This window comes from Vibrio sp. OPT20, assembly GCF_963889365.1.
GTDB classification, from domain to species: domain Bacteria; phylum Pseudomonadota; class Gammaproteobacteria; order Enterobacterales; family Vibrionaceae; genus Vibrio; species Vibrio splendidus.
Genome location: NZ_CAWPOA010000036.1, coordinates 38,430 through 62,335, shown reverse-complemented (window position 1 = coordinate 62,335; position 23,906 = coordinate 38,430). Strand labels below are relative to the sequence as shown.

The 23,906-nt window shown below is 43.2% G+C and carries 19 protein-coding genes; 11 read left to right on the top strand and 8 right to left on the bottom strand.

Annotated elements, in window-relative coordinates; all coding sequences use genetic code 11:
• The 5 genes from AACR09_RS08220 to AACR09_RS08200 all read right to left on the bottom strand — a co-directional run.
• Positions 1–2,960: efflux RND transporter permease subunit (locus tag AACR09_RS08220; protein ID WP_228010473.1), on the bottom strand; the 2,960-nt coding region annotated here is incomplete at its 3' end.
• Positions 2,961–2,962: 2 nt separating this feature from the next.
• Positions 2,963–4,219, bottom strand: coding sequence for an efflux RND transporter periplasmic adaptor subunit (locus AACR09_RS08215; RefSeq protein ID WP_193834713.1), 1,257 nt, complete (start codon positions 4,217–4,219; stop codon positions 2,963–2,965).
• On the bottom strand, positions 4,216–5,649 hold the full coding sequence (locus tag AACR09_RS08210; protein WP_193834711.1) for a TolC family protein: 1,434 nt from the start codon (positions 5,647–5,649) through the stop codon (positions 4,216–4,218). The genes AACR09_RS08215 and AACR09_RS08210 overlap by 4 nt, the downstream gene beginning before the upstream one ends.
• 114 nt (positions 5,650–5,763) lie before the next feature.
• Positions 5,764–6,033 (bottom strand): hypothetical protein, encoded by a 270-nt coding sequence (locus tag AACR09_RS08205; RefSeq protein ID WP_065205837.1) that lies wholly within the window; start codon positions 6,031–6,033, stop codon positions 5,764–5,766.
• Between the two features lie 337 nt (positions 6,034–6,370).
• Entirely contained in the window at positions 6,371–7,579 is a 1,209-nt protein-coding gene (locus AACR09_RS08200) for a NupC/NupG family nucleoside CNT transporter (protein WP_004729974.1), read from the bottom strand.
• 612 nt (positions 7,580–8,191) lie between these two features.
• Between AACR09_RS08200 and AACR09_RS08195 the strand changes: the two genes are divergently transcribed.
• The 4 genes from AACR09_RS08195 (at position 8,192) to AACR09_RS08180 (ending at position 10,936) form a co-directional block, all read left to right on the top strand.
• Positions 8,192–8,668 carry a hypothetical protein gene (locus AACR09_RS08195; RefSeq protein ID WP_004729970.1) on the top strand — a complete coding sequence of 159 codons (477 nt, stop codon included), beginning with the start codon at positions 8,192–8,194 and terminating at the stop codon, positions 8,666–8,668.
• 285 nt (positions 8,669–8,953) lie between these two features.
• Positions 8,954–9,223 carry a PTS sugar transporter subunit IIB gene (locus AACR09_RS08190; protein WP_004729968.1) on the top strand — a complete coding sequence of 90 codons (270 nt, stop codon included), beginning with the start codon at positions 8,954–8,956 and terminating at the stop codon, positions 9,221–9,223.
• A 10-nt stretch (positions 9,224–9,233) separates the two neighbouring features.
• On the top strand, positions 9,234–10,490 hold the full coding sequence (locus AACR09_RS08185; RefSeq protein WP_004729966.1) for a PTS ascorbate transporter subunit IIC: 1,257 nt from the start codon (positions 9,234–9,236) through the stop codon (positions 10,488–10,490).
• The gene (locus tag AACR09_RS08180) at positions 10,487–10,936 is read left to right on the top strand and encodes a PTS sugar transporter subunit IIA (RefSeq protein ID WP_017066503.1); all 450 of its coding nucleotides are present in this window, start codon (positions 10,487–10,489) and stop codon (positions 10,934–10,936) included. The genes AACR09_RS08185 and AACR09_RS08180 overlap by 4 nt, the downstream gene beginning before the upstream one ends.
• A 240-nt stretch (positions 10,937–11,176) precedes the next feature.
• Here AACR09_RS08180 and AACR09_RS08175 read toward each other — a convergent pair whose 3' ends face one another.
• The gene (locus AACR09_RS08175) at positions 11,177–12,442 is read right to left on the bottom strand and encodes an HD-GYP domain-containing protein (RefSeq protein ID WP_102442151.1); all 1,266 of its coding nucleotides are present in this window, start codon (positions 12,440–12,442) and stop codon (positions 11,177–11,179) included.
• 225 nt (positions 12,443–12,667) lie between these two features.
• Between AACR09_RS08175 and AACR09_RS08170 the strand changes: the two genes are divergently transcribed.
• Complete coding sequence (locus AACR09_RS08170; RefSeq protein ID WP_004729960.1) at positions 12,668–13,204, top strand: GNAT family N-acetyltransferase; 537 nt, start codon at positions 12,668–12,670, stop codon at positions 13,202–13,204.
• 142 nt (positions 13,205–13,346) lie between these two features.
• Here the strand turns inward: AACR09_RS08170 and AACR09_RS08165 are convergent, their stop codons facing one another.
• Together AACR09_RS08165 and AACR09_RS08160 are read right to left on the bottom strand one after the other, a co-directional pair.
• The gene (locus AACR09_RS08165; protein WP_019350814.1) at positions 13,347–14,696 is read right to left on the bottom strand and encodes a sensor histidine kinase; all 1,350 of its coding nucleotides are present in this window, start codon (positions 14,694–14,696) and stop codon (positions 13,347–13,349) included.
• The gene (locus AACR09_RS08160) at positions 14,689–15,378 is read right to left on the bottom strand and encodes a response regulator transcription factor (RefSeq protein ID WP_004729957.1); all 690 of its coding nucleotides are present in this window, start codon (positions 15,376–15,378) and stop codon (positions 14,689–14,691) included. Before AACR09_RS08160 ends, AACR09_RS08165 begins: the two co-directional genes overlap by 8 nt.
• An 813-nt stretch (positions 15,379–16,191) precedes the next feature.
• Here AACR09_RS08160 and AACR09_RS08155 point away from each other — a divergent pair.
• The 6 genes from AACR09_RS08155 (at position 16,192) to AACR09_RS08130 (ending at position 23,856) form a co-directional block, all read left to right on the top strand.
• Positions 16,192–18,198 (top strand): putative bifunctional diguanylate cyclase/phosphodiesterase, encoded by a 2,007-nt coding sequence (locus AACR09_RS08155; RefSeq protein WP_076648540.1) that lies wholly within the window; start codon positions 16,192–16,194, stop codon positions 18,196–18,198.
• 250 nt (positions 18,199–18,448) lie between these two features.
• The gene (locus AACR09_RS08150) at positions 18,449–18,928 is read left to right on the top strand and encodes a type II secretion system protein (RefSeq protein WP_193834710.1); all 480 of its coding nucleotides are present in this window, start codon (positions 18,449–18,451) and stop codon (positions 18,926–18,928) included.
• A gap of 880 nt (positions 18,929–19,808) precedes the next feature.
• On the top strand, positions 19,809–21,554 hold the full coding sequence (locus AACR09_RS08145; RefSeq protein ID WP_193834709.1) for an EAL domain-containing protein: 1,746 nt from the start codon (positions 19,809–19,811) through the stop codon (positions 21,552–21,554).
• A 222-nt stretch (positions 21,555–21,776) separates the two neighbouring features.
• Positions 21,777–22,148 carry a GntR family transcriptional regulator gene (locus tag AACR09_RS08140; protein WP_193834708.1) on the top strand — a complete coding sequence of 124 codons (372 nt, stop codon included), beginning with the start codon at positions 21,777–21,779 and terminating at the stop codon, positions 22,146–22,148.
• Positions 22,145–22,999: an ABC transporter ATP-binding protein gene (locus AACR09_RS08135; RefSeq protein ID WP_193834707.1), complete on the top strand. Its 855-nt coding sequence runs from the start codon at positions 22,145–22,147 to the stop codon at positions 22,997–22,999. Before AACR09_RS08140 ends, AACR09_RS08135 begins: the two co-directional genes overlap by 4 nt.
• Positions 22,999–23,856 carry a hypothetical protein gene (locus tag AACR09_RS08130; protein ID WP_017083226.1) on the top strand — a complete coding sequence of 286 codons (858 nt, stop codon included), beginning with the start codon at positions 22,999–23,001 and terminating at the stop codon, positions 23,854–23,856. The genes AACR09_RS08135 and AACR09_RS08130 overlap by 1 nt, the downstream gene beginning before the upstream one ends.
• Positions 23,857–23,906: the final 50 nt, after the last annotated feature.

Below are 23,906 nucleotides of genomic sequence, written 5' to 3'. Positions count from 1 at the left end.
ACGGCTCTTAGTCGACCAGAACACGCTTCAACAATCGCATCGTGAACCGACTTGTCCTGCTCTTTGATCAGTTCGTTAAAACGAGAAACCAACAACAAGCTGTCATTCACTACCACACCGCTCAACGCAAGAATGCCGTTTAACGATAGGATACTGATTGTTAAGTCATTCCACCAGTGCCCTAAGATTGCCCCAACAATACCAAATGGAATCGCTGTCATAATAATCACAGGCTGAATGTAAGACTTCAACGGGATAGCAAGCAGCGTGTAGATAGCAATCATGGCGAGTACAAACATGCTCATCATTGAACTCGCGGTTTCTTCTTGCTCTTCCGTTTCGCCAGCAAAGTCGACCGTTAGCCCCGGATATTGCGCTTCTAAATCGGGTACTAATGTGTCTTGCAACTGATGAACAAGCTCAGCAGGCGCAACCACCTCTTTGTCCAATACTGCACTGATGTACACCGCACGTTGGCTATCAATGCGTGTGATCTCTGATACTTGGTAATCAGAATATACTTTAGCGACTGTGCTCAAAGGCACCACGGTACCGTCGTTGGTTCTCACGCTCGATTGTTTGATATCCGCAATGGTTTGACGATCCGATTCAGGATAACGAACACGGACTTTCACCTCATCTTTACCACGTTGGAACTGCTGAACAATATCACCACCAAACGCTTGCAGTACTTGTTGCGAAAGGCTTGCAGTATCAAACCCTAACGCGCGACCTTGTTGTGTTAATTCGAAACGATACTGAGGCTCGCCAAGATCCAAGTTATGATCAATGCCACTCACACCTTCAATCGCTTGCAGTTTAGTTAAGAACTCATTACCCGCCGCAGTCACTGATTCTTCATTCCACGCTTTCAATTCTACTTTGAAGTTGTCGACCATCTCCATTTTAGACAAGACTTTGAGCTTCTTAACCCCTTCCATCTGGCCCACTGTCTCTTGCCAAGCATCTGCAAACTCGTTCGATGTATAAACACTGTCGCTATCTAATTCAATTTTAACTTGGCCAGAATCATCAGCATCGGCGATAACCTGAAGGCTAAGCAGTTCCGATGCTTCATCTTGAGCACGGTATTGCGCTCTCAAAGTTTCATCTGTTTGTGTTGCCGCCGCTTCAAGCACTAATAAGTTTTGCTGGGTTTGACCAAAGCTCGCGTCGTTTTGCATCGACATATCAGCAGTCACGGTGTCGCCCGGCATATCAGGGAAAAACGCCACACGAACCGCGCCTGTCATTGGTAATCCTGCTACTAATATTAGTAGCGATAAGAAAACCATCACCACGGCATAACGCAGTTTCAGCGCCCATTCAATCACAGGGCAATAAATGCGCTTATTAAACCAACCTAGCCCAGTATCGGCAGCATGTTGAACGCGAGCCCAAAGCCCCTTTTTCTCACTACGCTTGGTATTAATGTACGCGAGGTGTGATGGAAGAATGAACTTAGACTCAACCAAAGACAGTAACAAACAGATAGTCACGACCGTACCGAACTGAGCGTAAATCTGCCCCATTTTACCTTCAACGTTAGCTAGCGCTAAGAAGGCAACAACCGTCGTCAACACACCAAATATAGTCGGTGATGCCACCTTCATGGTGCCTCGAATGGTACTGCCGATCGAGTCGCCTTCTTCCTTGCGGGTAGAGTAGATACTCTCCCCGACCACCACCGCATCATCGACCACTATTCCGAGCGCCATAATGAAACCAAAGGTGGTCATCTCATTGATGGTTAGCCCCATAAAGGTGTCTGTCATGAAGAACATGGTGCCAAAGAATACAAACGGTAAGCCCGCTGCTACCCAGAAAGCGACACGCACGTTTAGAAATACCGCTAACACGATGAATACCAAAGCGATACCGGTGAGCGCGTTCTTCACCAACAGGCTCAAGCGATCTTTGATCATGGTGCTTTTGTCGTACCAAGTTTCAATCTCGACATCATTAGGCAGAATGTTGCTGTTTTCCCAACGATCCACCACTTGTTGAGCCTGTTCAACGATGCTGACGACGTCTCCGTATTCATCCATCACGATCTGAATCGCCATCGCATTCTGTTGGTTGTAACGAGAAAGCATGAAGGTGTCATCGGCAAACATGTCTTCAACGTTAGCAATGTCACCCAATGTAATTTGAGTGCCATCAGTGGTCGTCATCACCGGAATCGCGTTGAAATCTTGCAGTTCGTACGCCTGTTCAGATACCTTCAAACGAACCGTTTTTTCACCATTGCGAAGGCTGGTCGAGATAGCTGCAGAAGATTCCGCATTGATCGCTTCAGAAACGTCAGTCAGTGTTAATCCATAAGCTTGGAGCTTGTTCTCATCAACCTCGACCGAGATCATAGGATCAGCTTTAGCCTTAATCTCTAAGTCACGAATCGCTGATTGGCTCAACAAGTCTGACTTAAGTTGCTCGGCTAAGCTCTGCAACGTTGCTCGATCTGCATCCCCATAAAGCTGTACCCATAAGGCATGATCTTGCATGCGAGCCTTATCAATCACAGGATTATCAGCGCCTGCAGGCAGGTTATTGATCGCATCAACCTTAGTTTTAACGTCGGTTAACAGGGTATCAAGGTCATAGGTGCTCGTTTTCTCAATCGAAACGTGGCTTCCGTTCGCATCTGAAGTAGACGTAATACGCTTAATACCCGGCACGGTTTCTAGCGCATCTTCTATCTTGATTGCCAAACCTTCTTCCGCTTGAACAGGGTCACCACTGTCATAAGTCACTGAAACAGTGACAACATCGGGTTCTAGGCTCGGGAATGCTTCTTTACGTAACGTGTTAAGCGACAACACACCAATGATGATCACGCCCACTAACAGTAAGTTCGCTGCCACAGAGTTGTTAGCAAACCACGCGATTACGCCAGTATGTGGTTTATCTGACGTCTGGTTACTGTGCACTTGGTTATTAGGTTTCAGCTCGTTAGACATAACTAACCCTCCGCCTTAGCCATCACAACCATGCCTGATTTAAAGCTGCTTAATGGACGCTTGACCACTTGCACACTGTCACTATTTGATTCTGTAAGGCTATTTAGCTCGGTAGAGTTGCTCAGTTTGGTTGGGTCGATGTAAATCAAACCGCCCTTTTCAAACTCAACATTCGCGTTTGATTTAGAAAGCAGACCGTTGTCGTCTACAAACCACAGGTCACCCTGCTGCGAAAGTGCTGAGGCTGGAAGCTCCCATAATTGGTTTAATTGCTTACCCGAGATCGTTGCTTGTACGAATGTACCTGGATAAAGATCTTTCTCTTGATCCAAAGGGTTATCGACTTTCACGATCAATGAGCGCTGACGTGTGTCTTGCTGTAAGTGCTGCTCTACTCGTTCGACATAACCTTGCCACTGGTATTGACCATCAGAACTCGACAGAGTCACTGGCCACGGCTGCTCTTTCAATTGCGAGTTATCGCTGTTTGGTAAGCTCAACCATTGGCTTTCAGACAAAGGAACAGAAACCTCAACCTCATCAACGCTGTATAACGTGGCTATCTGAGCGCCCGTTTGTGCGTAGCTTCCCGGTTGAACATCACGGCTCACGACCAACGAATCAAAAGGGGCAACCAAGGTTGTTTTTTCGAGGTCTTGCTCAGCCTTTACCAATTCAAGCTTGGCGTTCTCTAAGGCCGCTGTTACTTGTGCCAGTTGTGGTTCACGCAACACCAAAGGTGAATCCGGCTCGCCAGACAAACCAGATCGTTGCCATTCAGACTTAGCTTGTTCGCCTTGTCTCTGTTCTTCCAATAAATCCAATTGAGCTTGAGCCACATTCGCCTTGGCTTGGGTTACCGCTTGTTGATAGCTGGTCGAATCGATATTGGCGATCACGTCACCTTGGCCAATCACTTGCCCGGTTTCGAACTGCGAGCTGATTGCTTCTACTCGGCCACTAACTTCTGTTGAAAACATCAACTCATAGCGCGACTTCGCTTCTCCGTAGCCTACCACTTCCGCTTGGTAGTCTCCGAGAGTGGCGAGTACGACAGACACTTGCTGTTGTTGCGAGACTGCTAAGGTGGTCGTTTCAACAGACTTAGTTTCAACAACCATGACTTGAGACTCTGAAACCGTTAATTCATTCGTCTTTTGAGGAGTAAGCTCTGTTTGTGAACCGTTGTAAGCGAGGGCAGCAAAAATGCTTGAACCCGCAACAAGGGTGATTGCAATTGTGATGGTGTTCAGTTTCATGAAGATACTCCTAAGCCCAGAGCTAGGCCTAAATCAATTCGGTTTACGAGACGGTTATAAATGGTTTGTGTTAGCTGCGCTTCAAGGTCATAGGTTTGTTGCTGAACAGTAAGTAGATCAAAAATGTCGACCAAACCCTGACGGTATTTCTCTTCATAGCTGGTGAAGCTGCGTTGTGCGCTCACCAAGGCGTTCGTTAGGTGTTGCTGTTGAAGCGTTAATGACGACTCTTGACCCATTGCGTTTTCCACTTCATTCACCGCATTCAACAGAGTTTCTTGGTAAGCCCAGTAGCTGGTTTCTGTGGTTAGATCTGCAATCTCAGCCTGTGCTTTCAGCTTGCCACCCTGGAACAGTGGTGCCGACACTTGACCAAGCGCACTCCACAAAGGCCCAGTCAACAAGGCTTCACTCGGAGATTCTGCCATATCGGTTAGGCTTGCAGATAAACTGATCGAAGGCAGCATCGCTTTATATGCAGCATCAGCACGCAGTGTTTCTGCTTCAATATTGAAGAAAGCCGCTTGAAGATCCGGACGCCCTGCCAGATCTTGCGTCGGCATATTGTCTAGCGGGTTAATGATGGTTGGGAATGAACCGAGTTCAGCAAGAGTCGCCTCATTAGAATCCCCACTCCACTGCCCCGTTAACAAAACTAACGCGCGTCGACTTTGTGCCAGTTGCTCTTGGTAATCGGCCAAAGTTGCTTGAGTCGATGCGCTGCTCGTTTTGGCGTTATCTAGCTCTTCAAGGCTACCTAGCCCTGTGCGATAACGTTCTAAAACCAGCTCTTCGTTATTTTCTAGAATCACCAAGCGCTGCGTTTCAATATCAACAAGCTGCTGCTTCAAACTGATATCAAGCCAACCTCTCATCACACTCGCGACCAAAAGATCTTGAGCGCCCTGAAGGTTAGCCTGAGACGTCGCAATATCTTTTAACGCGGCGTTGTTTGTGTCTGCTAATTTCTGCCATAAGTCCAACTCCCAACCGACCGTGACATCCGTGGTATAGGTTTCAGTGGTGCTTGAGCCGTTAGTGCCTTCGTCAGATTGACCAGAAAAGCTCGCATCGACGGTTGGTAAGCGGTCGCCAGACGTCACTCCTTGCTGTGCATAGGCAATTTTGAGTGCTGTGATGCTTTGTTGAAGGCTTGGACTGTTCTGCAGAGCGCGCTCGATATAGAGGTCGAGCTCCGGCGCATTCACTAAATCGGTGAGTTGTAGGTTCTCAGCGTCTAGATCTTGTTTAATAGACGTTTGATCACTAGAAGCCTGTTGAATCAGCTTTGCGAGTAAGCTTTGTTGTGTCTGATTAGTGCTTTGCTCAGCTAACGAAACAAAGTCAGCCTGACTGGTTGTCGTGCAACCGATCAACCCGATTAGAGCAAGTGAAATAAGGGAATGTTTTAAAGGAAGATTCAATTTCATCTTCTTGTCTCCTGTAAGAATCGAGACAAGATAACGAGCTGGAGGTTAAGGGAGGGTTAAGGCGAACGTTAACCCTAAAAGAAAATGCAAAAAGTGAACGTTTAAACTTCTGTTTTATGCTTCTGACTTGCTAGAAAAGAGCCCACCGATCTTATAACCAATCGCATAGCAAACCACTGCAATAGTCACAAACACCAATGCCGAGAAGAAGTACGCCACCGATGCGGCGACACCAGTGCCCCATACGATGCTGAAGACTAAACCGTGGTAAGCCTCTTGCGGCCACTGAGAGATAGGGAACTGAGTACCACCAGCAATAAGATAAACCATCGCAAACAAGCCGATAAAGGCAGTGATAAGACCGATGAGAACGCGCATGTTCATGGGGAGACCTTTGATTTATTGGACTTGGTTGCCATTATTCTTAATCGAAAGCGGATGTGCTTAGTCGAAATCGAATGTTCTTAGCCGAAACCGAACGATATTAATCGCAACCTGATGATATTCAAGTATATCGGATAAAACAGGCTTGCTCTATTACTCTTCCGAGTGAGCCTTATACACGACAGAGTAATGAAAGTGGTGGTTTGAATCTGAATCAACCTAACCAGCAGGCACAAAAAAGCGGATACCCTTCTTACGTAAACTCCGTAAGTAAGATACCCGCTTTTACTAAATTTAAGCGCTTTTATTGAATCTAGCTACTTTAACTTAATCTAGCTTAAAGCAGGATGAAGATACCCGCTAAACATGCACTCATTAGGTTTGCTAACGTACCAGCCGCTACCGCTTTCAAACCTAAGTTTGCCACTTCTGCACGACGCTCTGGTGCCATAACACCGATCGAACCTAATTGAATCGCGATAGAACCAATGTTGGCAAAACCACACAATGCAAAAGTCACAATCACTTGGCTATGTTCAGACAGCAGAGCTTTGTTCTCAACGAAGTCGATGAAAGCAACAAACTCGTTCATTACGATCTTCTGACCGATGTAAGAACCCGCCATTAATACTTCATCACTCGGGATACCAATTAACCATGCAAGAGGCGAGAATAGGTAACCGAAGATAGCTTGCAGGGTAATGCCCGCAAAACCGAACATTTCGCCTAGACTTTCTAAACCCGTGTTCACCATTGCAATCACACTCACGAATGCAACCAACATAGTGCCGACAGCAACCGCCACCTTCATACCGTTCATTGCGCCACTTGCCAATGCATCGATCACGTTGCTTTGGTCAGCTTTATCTAGCTCAATGTGGTCGTAGTCACTCGGAGTACTACGCTCAGGAACAATGATCTTCGCCATCAATAGGCTGCCCGGAGCCGCCATGAAGCTTGCTGCAATAAGGTATTTAAGCTCAACACCTAATCCTGCATAGCCACCCAGCACACTGCCGGCCACTGACGCCATGCCGCCCGCCATTACAGCAAACAGTTCAGAACGAGTCATAGACTTTAAAAAGGGACGAATAAGAAGAGGAGACTCACCCTGAGAAAGGAAGATATTACCTGTTGCAACTAGAGATTCAGCTTTACTGGTGCCCAGCAGTTTTTGCACCGCTCCACCAAGAACTTGAATCACTTTCTGCATAACGCCTAAATAATAGAGCGCAGAGATCAAAGCACTGAAGAAGATAATGATTGGAAGCACGCGAATCGCGAAAATGAAACCTTCAGTAGCCAGATCACCAAATAGGAAAGCGATACCAACGTCTGCAAAACCAAGCAAGCTCGAAACGCCATTGCTTAGGCTTGTTAACGCCAGTTGTCCCCAAGGGAAATACAACACCAAAGCAGCGAAGCCGATTTGAAGTAATAGTGCACGAGAGACCGTTTTCCAGTTAATAGAAGAACGACTCTCAGATAGCAGACATGCGCAAGCAATCAGTGCAATAACACCGACAAGACCAAATAGAATATTCATAATGTGTCCTAGTAATCCTTAAAGAGTGAACATGAGCCAAACGAATGACATCAAAGGAATAGGACAAAGAACCGCAAGCAAAACGCTACGCGATGAAGGAGCTAACAACGTTAGCGACTGTAATAACGAGTTGTTCATGTAAAAATCACCTTATACAAGCAGTGGAACGTAGCTGGTCCGGTCCGTGGGGTCATTCACATATCCATGTGACGGCTTGTATTGGCTAAGCACCGGCTTAAAACCGGAAAAGAAGTATAAACAGTTAAGTGAGACTTTCATCACATTTTTTGACGCAAACGATCGCGCGGTCAAGGATTAAACAAAACGCTGTGTTTATCGTCATTTGTGTGCATAAAAACTGTAAACAACCTGTATGAAGTTGAATTTGTAATGTTAAGCCTTTAAACGTACGAGCGTAATCACTCGGTTAATTCTGTGTGATTCTTACTACTTTTCTGTGCTCTGCCTCATTTCCCGATACTTCAAGATTCATCTTAAGTTTAGATGCGTATATACTTTGTATGATCTCACCAAATAATTATCTATAAAATACTAATAGAGCTGATTAGATATAACAGCCATCGAGACTAAGAGAGGAAACACTTGAAGAAAATGGAAGCTCCGCACGACATGAACAATGGAGCTAAATTCAAAACAAATAGACATGGCTATGTGACAGTAGTTGAATATTATAATACCTATACTGTTATTGTCGCGTTTGAAAACACCGGAAATATCCGCGCTATCAGTGCGGCGAAATTACGTACAGGTCAGTTAACTGATCGCTCTGTCGCACCTGAATCTATTATGATTGGTGAAAAGGTTGAATCCGTTAAGCATGGAATATTGACCATTACCCAAGTTGAATCTGAAAATATTGTGGTACTAACCAATACTAATAACGAAGAAATTCGAATGTTATTACCAGCCGTACAAAAAATGAAAGATAAAGTCGAAGATGTTGAGAATGATAAAACTGAGGCTCCAAAACCAACCTCTCTTAGTCAATTAACAAAAAGAAATAAAAAGACCAAAGACGTCAATAGTATGCTTAAGAAAATGCTTACCGATTACGGTCGATACGATTAGTTATCTATTTTATTTCACAGATCCTCTAAATATTTGCCTTCCGAAAAATAAATACATTTACTCCTGCCTTTCTCAATAAGATACGTTGCATATTCGAGTAAAAAGTTAAATTTGATCAAAGTCTCATTCTGGATCTTTAACACAAATTAAAGAGATCTCCATCACAATCTCATTTTAGCTTTGTGATGGAGGTCTTATTGAAATCTGAATATTTCCATTATTATGCTCTCACACAATAAGAGAACGCAGTTTCTCAACCCCTAAAATCCAATTGAGACAAATATTATGAAAAAGATTCTTGTAGTTTGCGGTAACGGCCTTGGTACTTCACTAATGATGGAAATGGCAGTGAAAGAAGTGGCTAAAAAAATCGGTTTCGAAGCAGAGATTGATCACGAAGATCTATCTTCTGCAGCATCAAGCAATGCGGATATTTGGGTCGCGGCAACAGACGTTGCTAACCAACTGAAAGACGGTGGAAAAGAGAATATCATCAGCCTTAAAAATATTTTTGACAAAGCATCAATCGAAGAACAACTAAAAACTTTCATGTAAGGTCAAAATTATGCAAAACTTTTTCGAATTCATGCTCGGCTTATTAAAAGAGCCAGCAATCATGGTAGGCTTAATTGCTTTCATTGGCCTTGTTGCACAAAAAGCTGATATTTCTACTATTCTAAAAGGCACAATTAAAACCGTAATGGGTTTCCTAATTTTAGGTTTTGGTGCTGGCGCTCTTGTTGGCGCACTAAATAACTTCTCAGTTGTATTTACTGAAGCATTCGGCGTAAGTGGTGTTATTCCAAATAACGAAGCAATTGTTGCATTAGCACAAGAAGCATTCGGTTATGAAATGGCTCTAATTATGTTCTTCGCATTCGTTGTGAATATTTTATTGGCTCGCATTACTCCTTTAAAATATATTTTCTTAACGGGTCACCACACAATGTTCATGTCTATGCTAGTAGCAGTAATTCTGTCTACAGCAAACATTGAAGGCACAGCTCTAGTCGCAATCGGCTCTATCATTGTCGGTACATTAATGGTTGTGATGCCAGCACTAGGCCAAAAGTACACTGAAAAAGTAATGGGTACTGATCAACTGGCTATCGGTCACTTCTCGACATTGTCTTACATTGTGTCTGGCTTCATTGGTAGCAAATTCGGTGACACATCAAAATCAACAGAAGACATCCAAGTTCCTAAAAGCTTAATGTTCCTACGTGATACGCCAGTAGCGGTAGCAACAACAATGGCAATCTTCTTCATGCTTGCATCTATTATTGCGGGCGGCGAGTTTGTAGAAACAGTATCAAGCGGTCAAAACTGGGTTGTGTTTACCTTCATGCAATCTCTAATCTTTGCAGGTGGTGTTTACATCGTATTGCAAGGTGTGAAGATGCTAATTGCTGAAATCGTTCCTGCCTTTAAAGGTATTTCTGACAAGCTAGTACCGGGTGCAAAACCTGCTCTAGACTGCCCAATGGTATTCCCTGTAGCGCCAAACGCGGTACTTATCGGTTTCCTTTGTTCTTTTGCTGCTGGTCTACTAGCAATGGCAGTACAAGGTGCACTTGGTTGGACAATCATTGTAGCGGGCGTGGTTCCACACTTCTTCGTAGGTGGTGCGGCAGGCGTTTACGGCAACGCAACTGGCGGTTTACGCGGTGCAATCCTAGGTTCATTCACGCAAGGTCTGTGTATCTCTTTCCTACCGATGCTGCTACTTCCTGTACTGGGTGGCCTGGGTCTTGAAGCAACAACGTTTGCTGACTTTGACTTCGGTGTAGTTGGTCTGATTCTAGGGTGGATTGTTTCATGAGCCTATTCGATTTAATCGGTGACCAAGGCGTTATCATCAACTCTGAAGAAAACCTAACGGTTGATGCTGCGATTGATTTAACCTGTTCAACACTGCTAGCAAGCAACAAAATCGAAGCTAGCTATGTTGAAGCTATCAAACAAAAGCACAAGGACATTGGCGCGTACTATGTTCTAGCACCAAAGATTGCGATGCCTCATGCTCGTCCTGAAGATGGTGTGAACGAAGCATCTCTGCAAGTGACGGTGTTCAAGAAGGGTGTTGATTTAGAGTCGGAAGACAACGGTGACGTTTACCTTTCAATTACTCTGGCAGCGATGGACTCAGATAGTCATATCCATACTATTATGGCGTTATCGGAATTGTTCCAAAATGATGATGACATTGATGCCATTATCGCGGCGGAAACAGAGCAAGCGATCATCGAGATCTTAAAGCGCTACTAGCCTCAATTTTTAGGTCCTAACCTTTGGCTCCTGCTGATGTTTATCTCCTTAAAGCCCCCATTAAAAAAGCGATAGCCGAGGCTATCGCTTTTCTGTTTCTGGTGCTTAGTCATTTATTTCTAGCGTGAATTGAAACGTATGGCTTGCCAATTCATGATTTACAAAAAGGCATGGCTTACAAATGCATGACTAACAAGTGCATCACGCCAACGCCTCACAACCAATCAGCATTCACTAGCGTTAAAACGCGTACATTCTTTTATCGGTCGATAATTCAAAACAGTACTGTGCGTGTTTTTCAAGACATTCAAACACTTCTCTATCCAACTTATAGTTTTCAACATGGTTTATCAAAATAGCCATCGTCTGTTCTAACGTCATACCAGCACGATACGGACGTGACTGAGATAATGCTTGGAATACATCTACGACAGCGACGATCCGACTCGGTTGATCCAGCTCTTCAGCCGTTTTACCCATTGGGTAACCTGATCCATCTAACCTTTCATGATGATTGGATGCCCATTGGCATACCTGAGGAGAACTAAACAGCTCTTGCAGTGCGAATCGAGTGTCCGTTGCGTGGCGTTTGATGCAGCAATACTCCTCTTCGGTCAGCAAATCTGGCTTATGAAGAATGTCATTAGGTGTTTGCAGTTTACCGATGTCATGAACTAGACCCGCTAGGTAGAGTTTACGCTGAGTGGTATATGAATAACCCAGCTGTTTGGCAAGGTATTCTGAAAGCTGCCCAACCTTCAACGAGTGCTTAAAGGTAAACGAACTTTTGGTATCAACAACATTGGCAATAAATTCGGCAAAGGCCACCGTCTCATCCAACGACATCTGTTGAGAGAAGAATGGCACAGGCTCAAAATTATCCCTCATGTTCTCGATGTAAGGGATTTCCATCGAGAACCAAAAATCATCCAGATCGACCAACTCACACATGTGTTGTACAAGGTTGGTTTCGAACATCTCATCCGCTTGTTCAGTCAAACGTTCGATAATGCTCGCTTTTCCATCTGGTGTCAGGTTTCCATAACGATCAGAAGAGGTGATGCCGTATAGATAATCGACTCTGTCGGCAAGCATCACAATGGCGGCCAGTTCTTTTTCTAACTCGCTGATATGAATAGCCTTTAACTCAACCCACGGGGTGTGATGATAAAGAACCGGTTTAGCAAATATAGAAAGAACTGGGCACTCTTTTAAGATTTGGTAGCCCTTTTGACAATGGTGATAGCTCGAGTCGGGCACAAATCCAGAAGTTAAGCTGAGCTGCTCATCAATTTGCGATACACCACAGTCGTGAATTAACCCCAATGAAAACGCAAGTTGCGCCTGCTCCTCTTCCCATCCGACACTCAGTGCACATCGATACGCGATATAACCGACCCTCTGTCCATGGTTTTTGCTTTCGAAACCGACGTTATCAAGCGCCTTAGCAATACCAAATAGAGCCTTTCTCAGGTCTACGGTTACCTCTTGGCAATGTTGAATCATTATTTAAGCCTAGCATTTTTATAGTTTTTATATATTTAGGCTGCTAATACTAATGCATAGCTAATGATTATATACACAACTATTGTAAGGTTTAATGAGTTTCGTGATAGAACTAACGTATCACGAAAAATCCGTGCTACAAGTGGTTGCATATTGAAAACCATGCGACATTATAGTCTGCCGACCAAAAATCACTAAATCATCAGCCAAAAGAAAAGGAAATACATGTTTAAAACGATTATCGATAATGAACTATCCATTGCATTGGTTGAAGAGAGTTTCGCTTCTCACTATGCGGAAATCTCACAAAGTCAGAATGAGTATCTAAGCCAATGGCTTGTGTGGCCACCACATTGTAAAACCGAGCAAGACTTTAGGATCTTCATCCAGCGCTCGCTACACGATTATGCGGAAGGCCAAAGCATGACATGTGCGATTGTGTATAAAGATAATATCGTCGGTAACTGTAGCTTCAACACCATTGACCACAACAAACAGAAAGTCACGATAGGCTACTGGCTGTCTGAATCATACCAAGGTAAAGGGATAGTCACCCGTGTGGTCGAAAAATTGATTGATATTGCTTTCAATGAGTTAGATATGGAAAAGATTGAAATATCAGCTGCCACTGAGAACATGAGCAGCCGTAAAGTTTGTGAGCGCTTACATTTCACGTTAGAAGGTATTATAACTCGTAACGAGAACTTGAATGGCCGCATCGTAGACCACGCCATTTATGGACTTCATCGCTCTAAGCTCTAGGCTCTAGGCTCTAGGCTCTAAGCCTAAGCCTAAGCCTAAGCAGTCACTATTATGTAAATGAGCATACTAGAAAGCCACGGTATTCAGCCGTGGCTTTGTTATTTTACAAACCTAGAACCTAAGTAGCTCTCAGAGCGCCCAGTTATACGGTCTTAGGAATCACGATACTGAACTTGGCTCCACCACGGTTGCTGTCGTCGATTTTGATATCCCAAGAAAGCTTTTTAGCCGCTGAAATCGCAATCGCGAGGCCTAAACCCAAACCACCGGTGGTTGAGCTTCTGCTAGAATCCAAGCGAGAAAACGGAAGGAATACTTCGTCACGCCTATCTTCTGGAATTCCAGAACCGTTATCTTCAATGAGAACCAGCCAATTTTCTGAGTTCTCATCCAGAGTCATCCATACTTTGTCTTGCGTGTAATTGCCTGCATTCTTAAGAATGTTATCAAACACCAAACGCGCCATCGAGCAGTCGCATTTAATGGCACAATCTTGCGTTACATTTGATTCGAAGATCACGTTATCCAGTTCGGAGTAACGAATCCGGTCTAAACAATATTCAAGTAAGTTCGCTCTTACTTTTACCAGTTCAAAGAAAGAGTTATCCATGACATTCAATTTCGACAGCATGATAATTTCTGAGGTGAGCTCGTTGATATCCTCAATGTAGGTATCAATATCATCGAAAAGAACCTGCTGCTTCTCGGGGGCTCCCCTTCTCAAAATATCGGTCGCCAGCTGAATACGACTCAATGGAGTACGTACTTCGTGTGGGATAGCTTGAGCGAAGATATGACTTTGTTTTACTTTGCTTTCGATCTCTTCAGCCATGAAGTTAAAACTGCTGGCCAAATCAGAAACAGGATGGATGTCGTCCATGTCAGATCGAGTACTAAGCTTGCCCTTACCAAATTGCTTTTGCTTCTCAACCAATAGCTCTATTCTTTCTTGAAAACGCCTCACAGGTAAGTAAACACTTGCGCCAATCGCCACAATGACAGCCAGTAACAGTCCTAACAAAAAGTGCCTTTCTGAATCCTCATACCATTCAATCTCAGGAGAGAAGAAGTCCCCTACCTCACTGAACGCAAAGCTAGATTCTGAATTTGGTAACTGAAACACCGCCGAATAGAGATTGTTGTCACTGAGGTATATCGGCACACCGTTCAAGGTCGTATATAACTCACATCGTTGGCAAGGTGCCTCTCCCGACCAATTTTTCAACAGGCGTAAATTGAAGATATAAAATTGTTGGTAGCCTGTTCTATCGAGCTCTTTATATAGCGAGTTTTCCTGATGGTGTTGGCGAACATACTGCTCAGCAAAGTAAATGCCATCGTTAAGGAACGTTTCGATCTCGGTGCGTCGCATGTGCCCTTCACCAAGGTTCAAAAACAAGAATATCGTCGCCGACATCCCAGTCACAATCCCAAGGTATAAACGAGCAAACATCGAAACCGAGCGAAGTTTCGTAGCAATGAACTTACGCAACCAACATGTACCCCTTATTGCGAACCGTACGGATCAACTGCTTGTCTTTTGCGTGAATACGTAACTTCCGGCGTAAACCAGACACTCGCATATCAATCGAGCGGTCGTTAAACGAATAGTCAATTCCTCGAAACAACTGACAGCACTGGTCTCGAGTCACGACTTGACAGATGTTATTCACAAGAAGGTTTAAGATTTCAAACTCGGCAGAAGTAAGCTTAAGATTTTGCCCATACAGAGTGGCACTTTGAGCAATATTGTTGATCACAATATCGCATTGCTTTTCAGCCGTCTTTTCCGGCGCGATAGCAATAGGAGCAGCTCGACGCAATAACGCTTCAATTCGCGCCAACAAGGCATGGCCACGAATAGGCTTTGCAACGTAATCATCCGCGCCAAACTTAAATAAGCTTACCTCACTCATTTCATCGGCAGAGGCGGTCAACACTAAAATTATTCCATTGTAAAACTCTCGAGCCTGACGGCAAATTTGAGCGCCACTCATGCCCGGAAGCATCAAGTCCAACAGCACTAAATCAGGTTCAATACTGCGGATCGCTTCAAGTGCTAAATTCCCTTCATGAACAACGCTAACATCGTAGCCTTCAGCTTCTAGATAAAGCGTAGTTAAACGAGCTATCTCTTGGTCATCTTCGACAATGAGCACTTTGGTTTTCGACATTCCTATCACCAGTATTTATTAAAAGCGAGGGCAGTATATATACTGCTCATATATCATCAATGTTGTGATTCGAGCATCACTTTTACCGTACGCAAAACATTGTAATCACTTTTGTACATACACGTTTACAAAACGCAGTGCTTAACCGCCAGTACGCCTTGGTTTATGAAGGTTGGCCATTAATAACTCGATATTCACGGTGTTTTAATTGCCTATACAACGCTTACGTTTGCTTTATTTTCTTACTCACACTTACATTTAAGGCATTTACAAAACCCAATCAAATCAACCCTCCAAATAGTAATGACCTGTCGGTTAATATCACTGACAAATGACACATTTATAGTTTTAAAATCCAACCCCAGCGTTCAACAGTCGAAGGAAATCGATTACGTTACCCACCATCCAGTGTTTTACATTTTCAGGGCCTCGGCAGGCGCTATTAAGCAATATCTTCTTCAAGTAACATTCATGAAATTGATAATTCGATCCAGCATTTGCTAATCACCACTACCTCACAGGGTCCACTTTAAGATGAATAAACCGCTTTCACTGTTACTGACCAGCACCGCTTTATTTTCAACGCAGTTATTAGCTGATAGCAATAAACAAGAAATAGTGAATCCGATTCAAGCGCAGGTCATTTCTTGGATATACATTCAGGTCGCGCCAAAAATAGCATTCGTCAAAAGATGGCCTTCAACTGTGAGTTCTATAGCGCACTCCTTTCTGTAGCACTTTTTTCTTCTTCAACACGGCTTTTTAACGACTGTTGAAGACCAGAATTCAATTTGATAAGCGCCTACTGAATGCATGATCTCGGTAGGCACTGTTCGACCAACACATCAGTTCACCGAGTTCAATATGATGACCAATTATCAACCTTTCGAGCATCTCAAGTGTCCTATTTGGATATATGACATTGATAATAAAAGAATAACTTGGGCAAATAGTAACGCCCTCCCCCTCTGGGAGTCTGAGTCGATGTTTGAGCTGACATCACGTGACTTTAGTGTCGAGATGTCAAAAGCGATAGAAGCAACACTGGAAGAATACCAAAGACAATTTCTACGTAACGAAAGCATCAAAACATGGTGGAACTTCACGCCAAACTACATTTCCAAACGTGCATTATGCCTATTTTCTGGGATCCCATTGCCCGATGGTCGAACTGGAATGTTGGTACAAGTCATTGCCGAAGAAGGCAGCCTAAAGCACGACTTAGCTTGCTCTGATGGCGCAAATCTATCCCTTCTATTTGATAACTCAGGAAACGTAGTGAGTGCTAACTCCGCATTCTTTCAAAACTATGGCTCACCGTTTAGTACTCTATCCGACTTCGTTTCAAGTGAAGAGACAGCAGCACAATGGTTGTTTGCTGCGCGTAAAGGCCGCGAGATTTTAGAAGAAGTCAGCTGCGAAATAGATAACAAAACCCATCATTTTGACGTTCAAGGAAAATGGCTATTTGATAAAAGCGAGCTTCTGTTAAACCTCACCTGTACAACTAAACAAAAAGAGAAACTGATCAAAGCCAGATACAACGCTGAGCACGACTGTTTAACTGAGCTTTATAATCGCCGCGGTATCACCAACCTTTTGGAAACCAGTATTGCCTATCGCTCGCCCTTTGAGTTGATGTTTGTCGACCTTGATGGCTTCAAATTGGTCAATGATACTTATGGACACAGTGTCGGCGACCAACTACTTAAGCAGGTTGGCGAACGTCTTAAACACCTCGTCGACGAGACGTGCATGATCGGTCGATTTGGTGGCGACGAATTTATTGTGATTGCCCACGCCTGTCGAAATCACAATATCCCACTGCTCTGCTCGCGTATTATTGAAGCCTTGAACAGGAGTTTCCACATCAGAGGAATTGGTACCTTGTCTGTTGGTTGCAGCATTGGTACTGCTCATTTCCCTGATAATGCCGTCGATCAAGAGTCACTGCTCAAGCAAGCGGGTATGGCGATGCATATGGCCAAAGCAAATGGACGAAATCGATTTCAAACTTTTACACCTTGCTTAGCACAAACCCTTCACCGCAAGGTAGAGATCCGTCATCGACTCACGCATGCCTTAGAGAACGACGACCTCAACCTTCATTACCAACCGATAATGAACACTAACAGCGACAAGGTGAAAGGATTTGAAGCCTTACTTCGATGGTCGGACGAAGAACTTGGTGACATCGCTCCTGACGAATTTATTACCTTAGCGGAGGAAAGTGGGCAAATAGTTCCTCTCGGAAAATGGGTTCTCAATTCCGCACTCAAACAGTTATCGATGTGGCAACGAGAGTTTGATCATGAGTTGATGATGAGCATCAATATCTCGAGCATTCAGATGCACGCTACCTTTGCCGAACAGCTATCGGCAATGCTGAACTTCTACAATATCCAGCCTCAAAGCGTTGCCCTTGAAATCACCGAGTCTTCGATGATCTTCAAGCATGGTGAAGTCAGACAAGCATTAAGTGATATATCAAAATTGGGCGTAGAACTTCACCTTGACGACTTTGGTACAGGGTACTCCTCACTCTCAATGTTGCATGACTTGCCAATTAGCACCGTTAAACTCGATAAAAGTTTTGTCCATGGCTCGCACAAAGGGAGCAAAGCAATAGTCCAAGCCACCCATGCCATCTGCGACAAACTGGGGCTAAAAGTAGTTGCTGAAGGCGTCGAGACCGAAACGCAAAAAGCGTTCTTGATCGATTGTGGATACCAGTATCTTCAAGGGTTCTTGTTTAGTAAGCCCATCCCGTCAAATGAAGTCGAAAGACAATTTTTAACGGGTCGATTAATAGACATTTAAAAACTTATTTATCAATAAGTTAGAGTTTTTGAACACTTCGTAGTCCAGAGAGTGATACCCGCATCAACGCTTACGTATGCTTACATTGCGGCCAACAACGACAAACCGAAGTTAAAGCATTGTTTATTATGTAATTATTGATAAAAATCAACCTGTAAGCCATATAACAGATATACCTACCTTCTGTAATGGCTTTGGTATTTAGATTACCCTCATGCAGCCCCTAAATCAGATCAAATAATCGGTAAATATGAAAAGACAAAACGGCTTCACTCTCTTAGAACTTATCATCGCTGTCTTAATTTTGGCTATCCTGTCTGCCACGGCTATGGTCAAGTTCTTAAACGTTCAAGGAAGCGCCCGTGCGAGTAAAATACACGACGTAGCGGGTAACCTACGTACCGGTATCGATATGATCTACGCCAAGTCTGCGATTGCTGGCGTTGAGGGAGAGTGCAACTATGTAGAAAAAACGGAAATTGAAACCTACTACGTCTGTCATGGTTACCCAATAGCTTATGTGGATTCACTAAGAAGACTGCTCAATATCGACAGAACAGAGCTTCACGTGATCAACAAAGAAGTCGATCCTGGCAGCAATGCCGAAAGAGTAGCTGCTATCTCTTTTGACGCAGATAACTACACCTATTCACCTGAAGGTGACTTTTGTCAGGTACTCTATCAACCAGAAAAAGAACCTCAAATCGTCGTACTTGATGGCGCATGTTAAATACTCAACGATTTTACTCATTCAGAAGTTAGAGCTAAGCCATCGAGACAGCTCTTTGAATATCATGTGGTTACGATAAATTTGTTCAAAAATAATACGAATAGGGTTAAGTTGTTGCTACTTACATTTTTAAGTGCTGTTTACGTTATAACATGAACCTTATTCATATCTTATTTTTTATAATTAGCCTATAAAGATCTACATAGGTGCATGTCTGATATATATCAACAGTGTTTTGATTAAACATCTTTCATAAATAGATAGGTATCAATATATAAAAATAGCATCCTCGTGCTATCTAAAACTTCCCACCTAAAAATTTCATTATTTAACAAGACGTAACAATACAAATAAAGCAAACTCAAAATACAATATTATCAATGCCATCATCTAGCCATATAATTCAATTACTAAAATCATGTCTCAATTAAATTATATTAACATTACATAAATTGACATAATCTAAGTTTATCCTGAAAAATTCTGATAAATCTCACACATCAATAAACCGAATGAATACCATCAAAAGCTACATTAGAAACCTCTAAATCCAGTAGCTAAACCTTCCACATAGAAGCGGTGAAATGGATAAATACCAAAACAAATGGATAAATCCCCTTTACCCCTTGTAAATCATCGGCTTTCATTTATAAATTCAACTTTTGGATGAACATCTCCATAACCTTTCATTCAAGCCCAAATTCTGTGATTAGTATCAACATCTTAAGAGAAAATGGTGACATTTTGGTTATATTATTTGGAAAGGACTCTTAGGTTGAATGAAAATCCCAGCCAATACACATCAATCACATAAATCACATAAATCACATAAATCACATAAATCACATAAATATAATAACTGTCGCTTAGGAGTTGAGCCATGCACTGTTCTTTCAATATAAACAACAATAATGAGAGCTTGCAACTGATCTACAATGAAGAAAAAATATACATCAAGAACAATAGCAATAAGATATCAGAGGAAAGTCTTAATAGTAAAGAGAGTTTTGTATTCAAATACCTTATTGAGCACTCATCAATATCTAACCCTCAATCTGCACGAGATGTTGAAGAGTCTTTTAAATTACATTTTGATGAAGAGTTTAGTTTGTATGCATTAAAAAACATCATCGCCTCAATAAGAAAGAAGTATCGAAACTTATGTAAAAAAGCAAAGGTAGATAATAATAGCGAGCTTATCTCTAACCTTTATAAGGTGGGTTACTTCATCGATCTCGATAAGAGCTCTACAAACTGCATCGCACCAAAGTATGACATCAATCAATTCAAGCCCAGTCAGATAGAAATGTTGAAAATGATGTTCAACACCTATCATAGAGAACTGATTAAGGCTCTGATAACCGTGTTCACCATCTCTTCATTTTTCCTCTTCGTTGTCTACTTTTTCCAAATCCTTTATACGACGAAGATTGCAGATGAATACAGCGAAAACACCAAACATATTGCTGAAGAAATCATGCTCTATGGTTGCGATAACCAAGGGGCTGTGCACTCATTAAGGCATTCGCTCAACCTAGATTCTGTCATCATGACTACGTCTTATGGTTCATGTTATATCTCCAAAACACGATCGAAAATGGTAGACCTTGATCAAGTTGATGACTTTTACGATAGTGCCGATTTCGCTTATTCACGTTTCGCAGACACTAAGCATGGCATTGACCTTACAGTGCGTATTTCTACGCGCTCTATTGAAGCTCGATACAAAAACTCACTATTGCCTCTGTTAGTCGACTCGGTCTCGATCCAGAAAAATGGTTATTACATTCTGAACCTTGGTGAAGAAAGTAAAGCTATCTATCAAACACCACTGCCAACCGGCGCAACCATTACCTTTTACAGTGACGATATTGTCGTACTGTGGACTGCGCTTTCTCTGATTCTCGCCACACTGCTTTATCGCTCCTATATTCTGGGCTTTATGATCTACCTGTTTCGTTGGAAACACATCTCCTTTGAAGAAGAGCCCATCATCAACACCGAAGACAACAGCGTCCTGTATTACGAGTTGCTATCTCGAGTTCGTAACGTTGGCGTTTTAAGCTTCATCAACACCATGAGACGCACCAATTTACTCACCTTTCACACTATCTTGCTCATCGAGACGGTCAGAAAAGCCAAATTACACAACAGCCATGAGATCTATGGTGTCAACGTGTGTCCGAGCGCTTTGGTGGGGTCGAACTTCGCAAGGCTCAGAGAGCATTTGGCCGCGATGGAAGCGAATGAATTTGTCGTCGAGATTACTGAATATTCGAATATTGGCTATGGATGTGAGGTTATCGATAACATTAAGGATATCAAAAAGCTTGGTATTACCATCGCTCTGGATGACTTTGGTACGGGTAATAACAACATCGAAATCATCAATGTTATCTCTCCGGCCTATCTAAAACTGGATCGTTGCTTTGTTAAGGATATCGAGTCAGGAGAGCATCATCAGGGTGTATTGCTTAATATCTCTGAGATTGGACGCTTATCAAATATCACGATGATTTATGAAGGTGTCGAGACGCGCAGGCAGCAATATATCTTGTGCCAGCTAGGCTACAACTTACATCAAGGCTATCTGTATAGCCGGCCCAATGACTCAGCGGAGCAATAGGCCCCCCTATTAGAAATCTTGACGAGCAACCATTTCCTATTCAAATAATCATCGCTCATACAGCTGCTTGAAAGCCCACAAGGACGTAGGCTTCAAGTACCCTCCCCGCCAAACATGCTTTATCCAAACTTAAAAATATCCGATCTATTTTCATAAAACCCTTGCCAAGTCGAATAAAAAGGTTAGTGTTATACACATGTATATCACCATGCAGTTTTGATTATGACCGAATGGAAAGACGACCAACCGATTTTTAGGCAACTTGCCGCAAAGATCAGTGACCAAATTCTTCAAGGTGTTTGGTTAGAGCAACAAACATTACCCTCTGTGCGTGCGGTTGCTGCCGATCTCAAGATCAACCACCTTACTGTCATGAAAAGCTATCAGTTACTGGTGGATGAAGACTTGGTAGAGAAAAAACGCGGCCAAGGCATGTATGTGGCCGAAGGGGCACTTCAAAAATTGAAAGAGTCTGCACACCAATCATTCATCAACACACAGATCCCAGCCATCGCTGAGACGCTAGGCATCATTGATATGAGTGTCGAAGAACTCGTGAAACAGCTAGCACAACATATAAAGGACAAGTCATGAGTACGTTACTTTCCGTGAAAAACGTAACCAAAACCTATTCAAATCAAGTGGGTGTCGAAAACATCAGCTTTGAGTTAAAGCCAGGACAAGTACTTGGTCTGCTTGGCCACAATGGCGCGGGTAAATCGACTCTGATCAAATCACTGCTTGGTGGACACAACTATCAAGGTGAGATTGAAGTAAACGGCTACCACCCTATCCACCAGCACGCAGAGCTCATGCAGCACTTGTCGTACATCTCAGATGTTAACGTGTTACCAGAGTGGATGACGGTTAAACAACTGCTTCGATACACACAAGGTGTGCACCCTAGCTTCAACAAGCAAAAAGCAGAACAGACGTTAAGCAGCACCAACATTAAGTTTTCTTCTACTATCAAGCAGCTTTCTAAAGGGATGAAAGTACAACTTCACCTTGCGATCATCATCGCGACTGACACTCAAGTGTTGATCTTAGATGAGCCTACACTGGGCTTAGATTTGCTGTACCGCGATACTTTTTATCGCCACCTACTAGAATGGTTCCACGACGGCGAACGCGCCATGATCATTGCAAGCCATGAGGTTTCAGAAATTGAACACCTATTAACGGATGTACTGATTTTGAAGCAAGGTCATTGTGTCCTGCAAAAAAGCATGGAAGACATCGAGAGCGACTATTTCATTATTGAAGTCGCAAACAACCATTCAAGCGAGATTCAGAAACTCAACCCACTGACCTCACAATCAGGGCTAGGCACTACTAAGTGGTTATTGGAAGGTCAATACAAAGCGCAGGTTGAATCACTGGGTAACATCTATAACGTTGGTCTCGCAGATCTATTCCTTGCAACACAGATGGAGAAGGCATAATGCATCCAAGTTTTTACATGCTAGAAAAAGAACTCATCGAGCACAAAGTTAACACTCGATTGCCTCTGTTTGTCGCGTTATGTGGTTTCTTACTGTTCGTTGGTCTGTTCTTTAATGGCGCAGCACAACATGAGTTTTTCTTTGAAATGCAAGTGAACGGTGACGTGAGCGACATCCACAGAGAGTTCGCACAAGATCTCAACTCAGTGATCTACTTTGGCGCGGGCCTTATTTCACTGATCCTGTCGACGCTATATATCCCTAAAACGCTGCGTAAAGAGCGCCAAGAAGGCAGTTCGATGTTTTGGAGAAGTATGCCGGTATCTAACGCAATGACTCACGGCGTGAAACTCGGCTTCGGTTTAGTGGTTATTCCGGCTATCTGTGCATTGTTAGTACTGTTCGCAGATTTTCTATTCTGGATATTGAACGTCTCAAGTGAACAACAACTGGCGCTATTGGTTGAGCAGCAATCTCTGTTTTATGTGCTGAGCAACTGGGTCGTGTTTTTTGGACGAATGATGTTAGTTGCACTGGTTTTATTGCCACTGGCAACCGTCACTCTAGCGATTTCGCAGCTGGTAAACTCTCCATTGCTTGTCATTTTCATCTCAAGCTATGCGATTAAGTTCCTCTCTGTCGCCGTGTTTGGGTTCTATGGCATCAATGACTTCCTATCTCTCATCGCGTCATTACCAATGAATGTGCTCATAGCAAGCAACCCATTAAGTGCGATTGCAGAAGCGCCGATTTTATCTTTAGGTATTTACGCACTGATCGGTGTTGGTGGCTATCTGCTGAGCCTAAAGCTGAACCGAACCGATGATGTCAGTTTGAAGACGCTCTTCCAACGTTAACGCATTAGCTCCTGACGTTGGTGTTATCTCTCACGAGCAGTTAACCACAT

Coding starts and splice junctions, on each gene's coding strand:
- AACR09_RS08135 (WP_193834707.1), top strand. CDS start 22,145: ATGAGTACGTTACTTTCCGTGAAAAACGTAACCAAAACCTATTCAAAT.
- AACR09_RS08145 (WP_193834709.1), top strand. CDS start 19,809: ATGCACTGTTCTTTCAATATAAACAACAATAATGAGAGCTTGCAACTG.
- AACR09_RS08130 (WP_017083226.1), top strand. CDS start 22,999: ATGCATCCAAGTTTTTACATGCTAGAAAAAGAACTCATCGAGCACAAA.
- AACR09_RS08210 (WP_193834711.1), bottom strand. CDS start 5,649: ATGAAATTGAATCTTCCTTTAAAACATTCCCTTATTTCACTTGCTCTA.
- AACR09_RS08205 (WP_065205837.1), bottom strand. CDS start 6,033: ATGAACATGCGCGTTCTCATCGGTCTTATCACTGCCTTTATCGGCTTG.
- AACR09_RS08215 (WP_193834713.1), bottom strand. CDS start 4,219: ATGAAACTGAACACCATCACAATTGCAATCACCCTTGTTGCGGGTTCA.
- AACR09_RS08175 (WP_102442151.1), bottom strand. CDS start 12,442: ATGATTCAACATTGCCAAGAGGTAACCGTAGACCTGAGAAAGGCTCTA.
- AACR09_RS08150 (WP_193834710.1), top strand. CDS start 18,449: ATGAAAAGACAAAACGGCTTCACTCTCTTAGAACTTATCATCGCTGTC.
- AACR09_RS08155 (WP_076648540.1), top strand. CDS start 16,192: ATGATCTCGGTAGGCACTGTTCGACCAACACATCAGTTCACCGAGTTC.
- AACR09_RS08190 (WP_004729968.1), top strand. CDS start 8,954: ATGAAAAAGATTCTTGTAGTTTGCGGTAACGGCCTTGGTACTTCACTA.
- AACR09_RS08180 (WP_017066503.1), top strand. CDS start 10,487: ATGAGCCTATTCGATTTAATCGGTGACCAAGGCGTTATCATCAACTCT.
- AACR09_RS08140 (WP_193834708.1), top strand. CDS start 21,777: ATGACCGAATGGAAAGACGACCAACCGATTTTTAGGCAACTTGCCGCA.
- AACR09_RS08200 (WP_004729974.1), bottom strand. CDS start 7,579: ATGAATATTCTATTTGGTCTTGTCGGTGTTATTGCACTGATTGCTTGC.
- AACR09_RS08185 (WP_004729966.1), top strand. CDS start 9,234: ATGCAAAACTTTTTCGAATTCATGCTCGGCTTATTAAAAGAGCCAGCA.
- AACR09_RS08195 (WP_004729970.1), top strand. CDS start 8,192: ATGGAAGCTCCGCACGACATGAACAATGGAGCTAAATTCAAAACAAAT.
- AACR09_RS08160 (WP_004729957.1), bottom strand. CDS start 15,378: ATGTCGAAAACCAAAGTGCTCATTGTCGAAGATGACCAAGAGATAGCT.
- AACR09_RS08170 (WP_004729960.1), top strand. CDS start 12,668: ATGTTTAAAACGATTATCGATAATGAACTATCCATTGCATTGGTTGAA.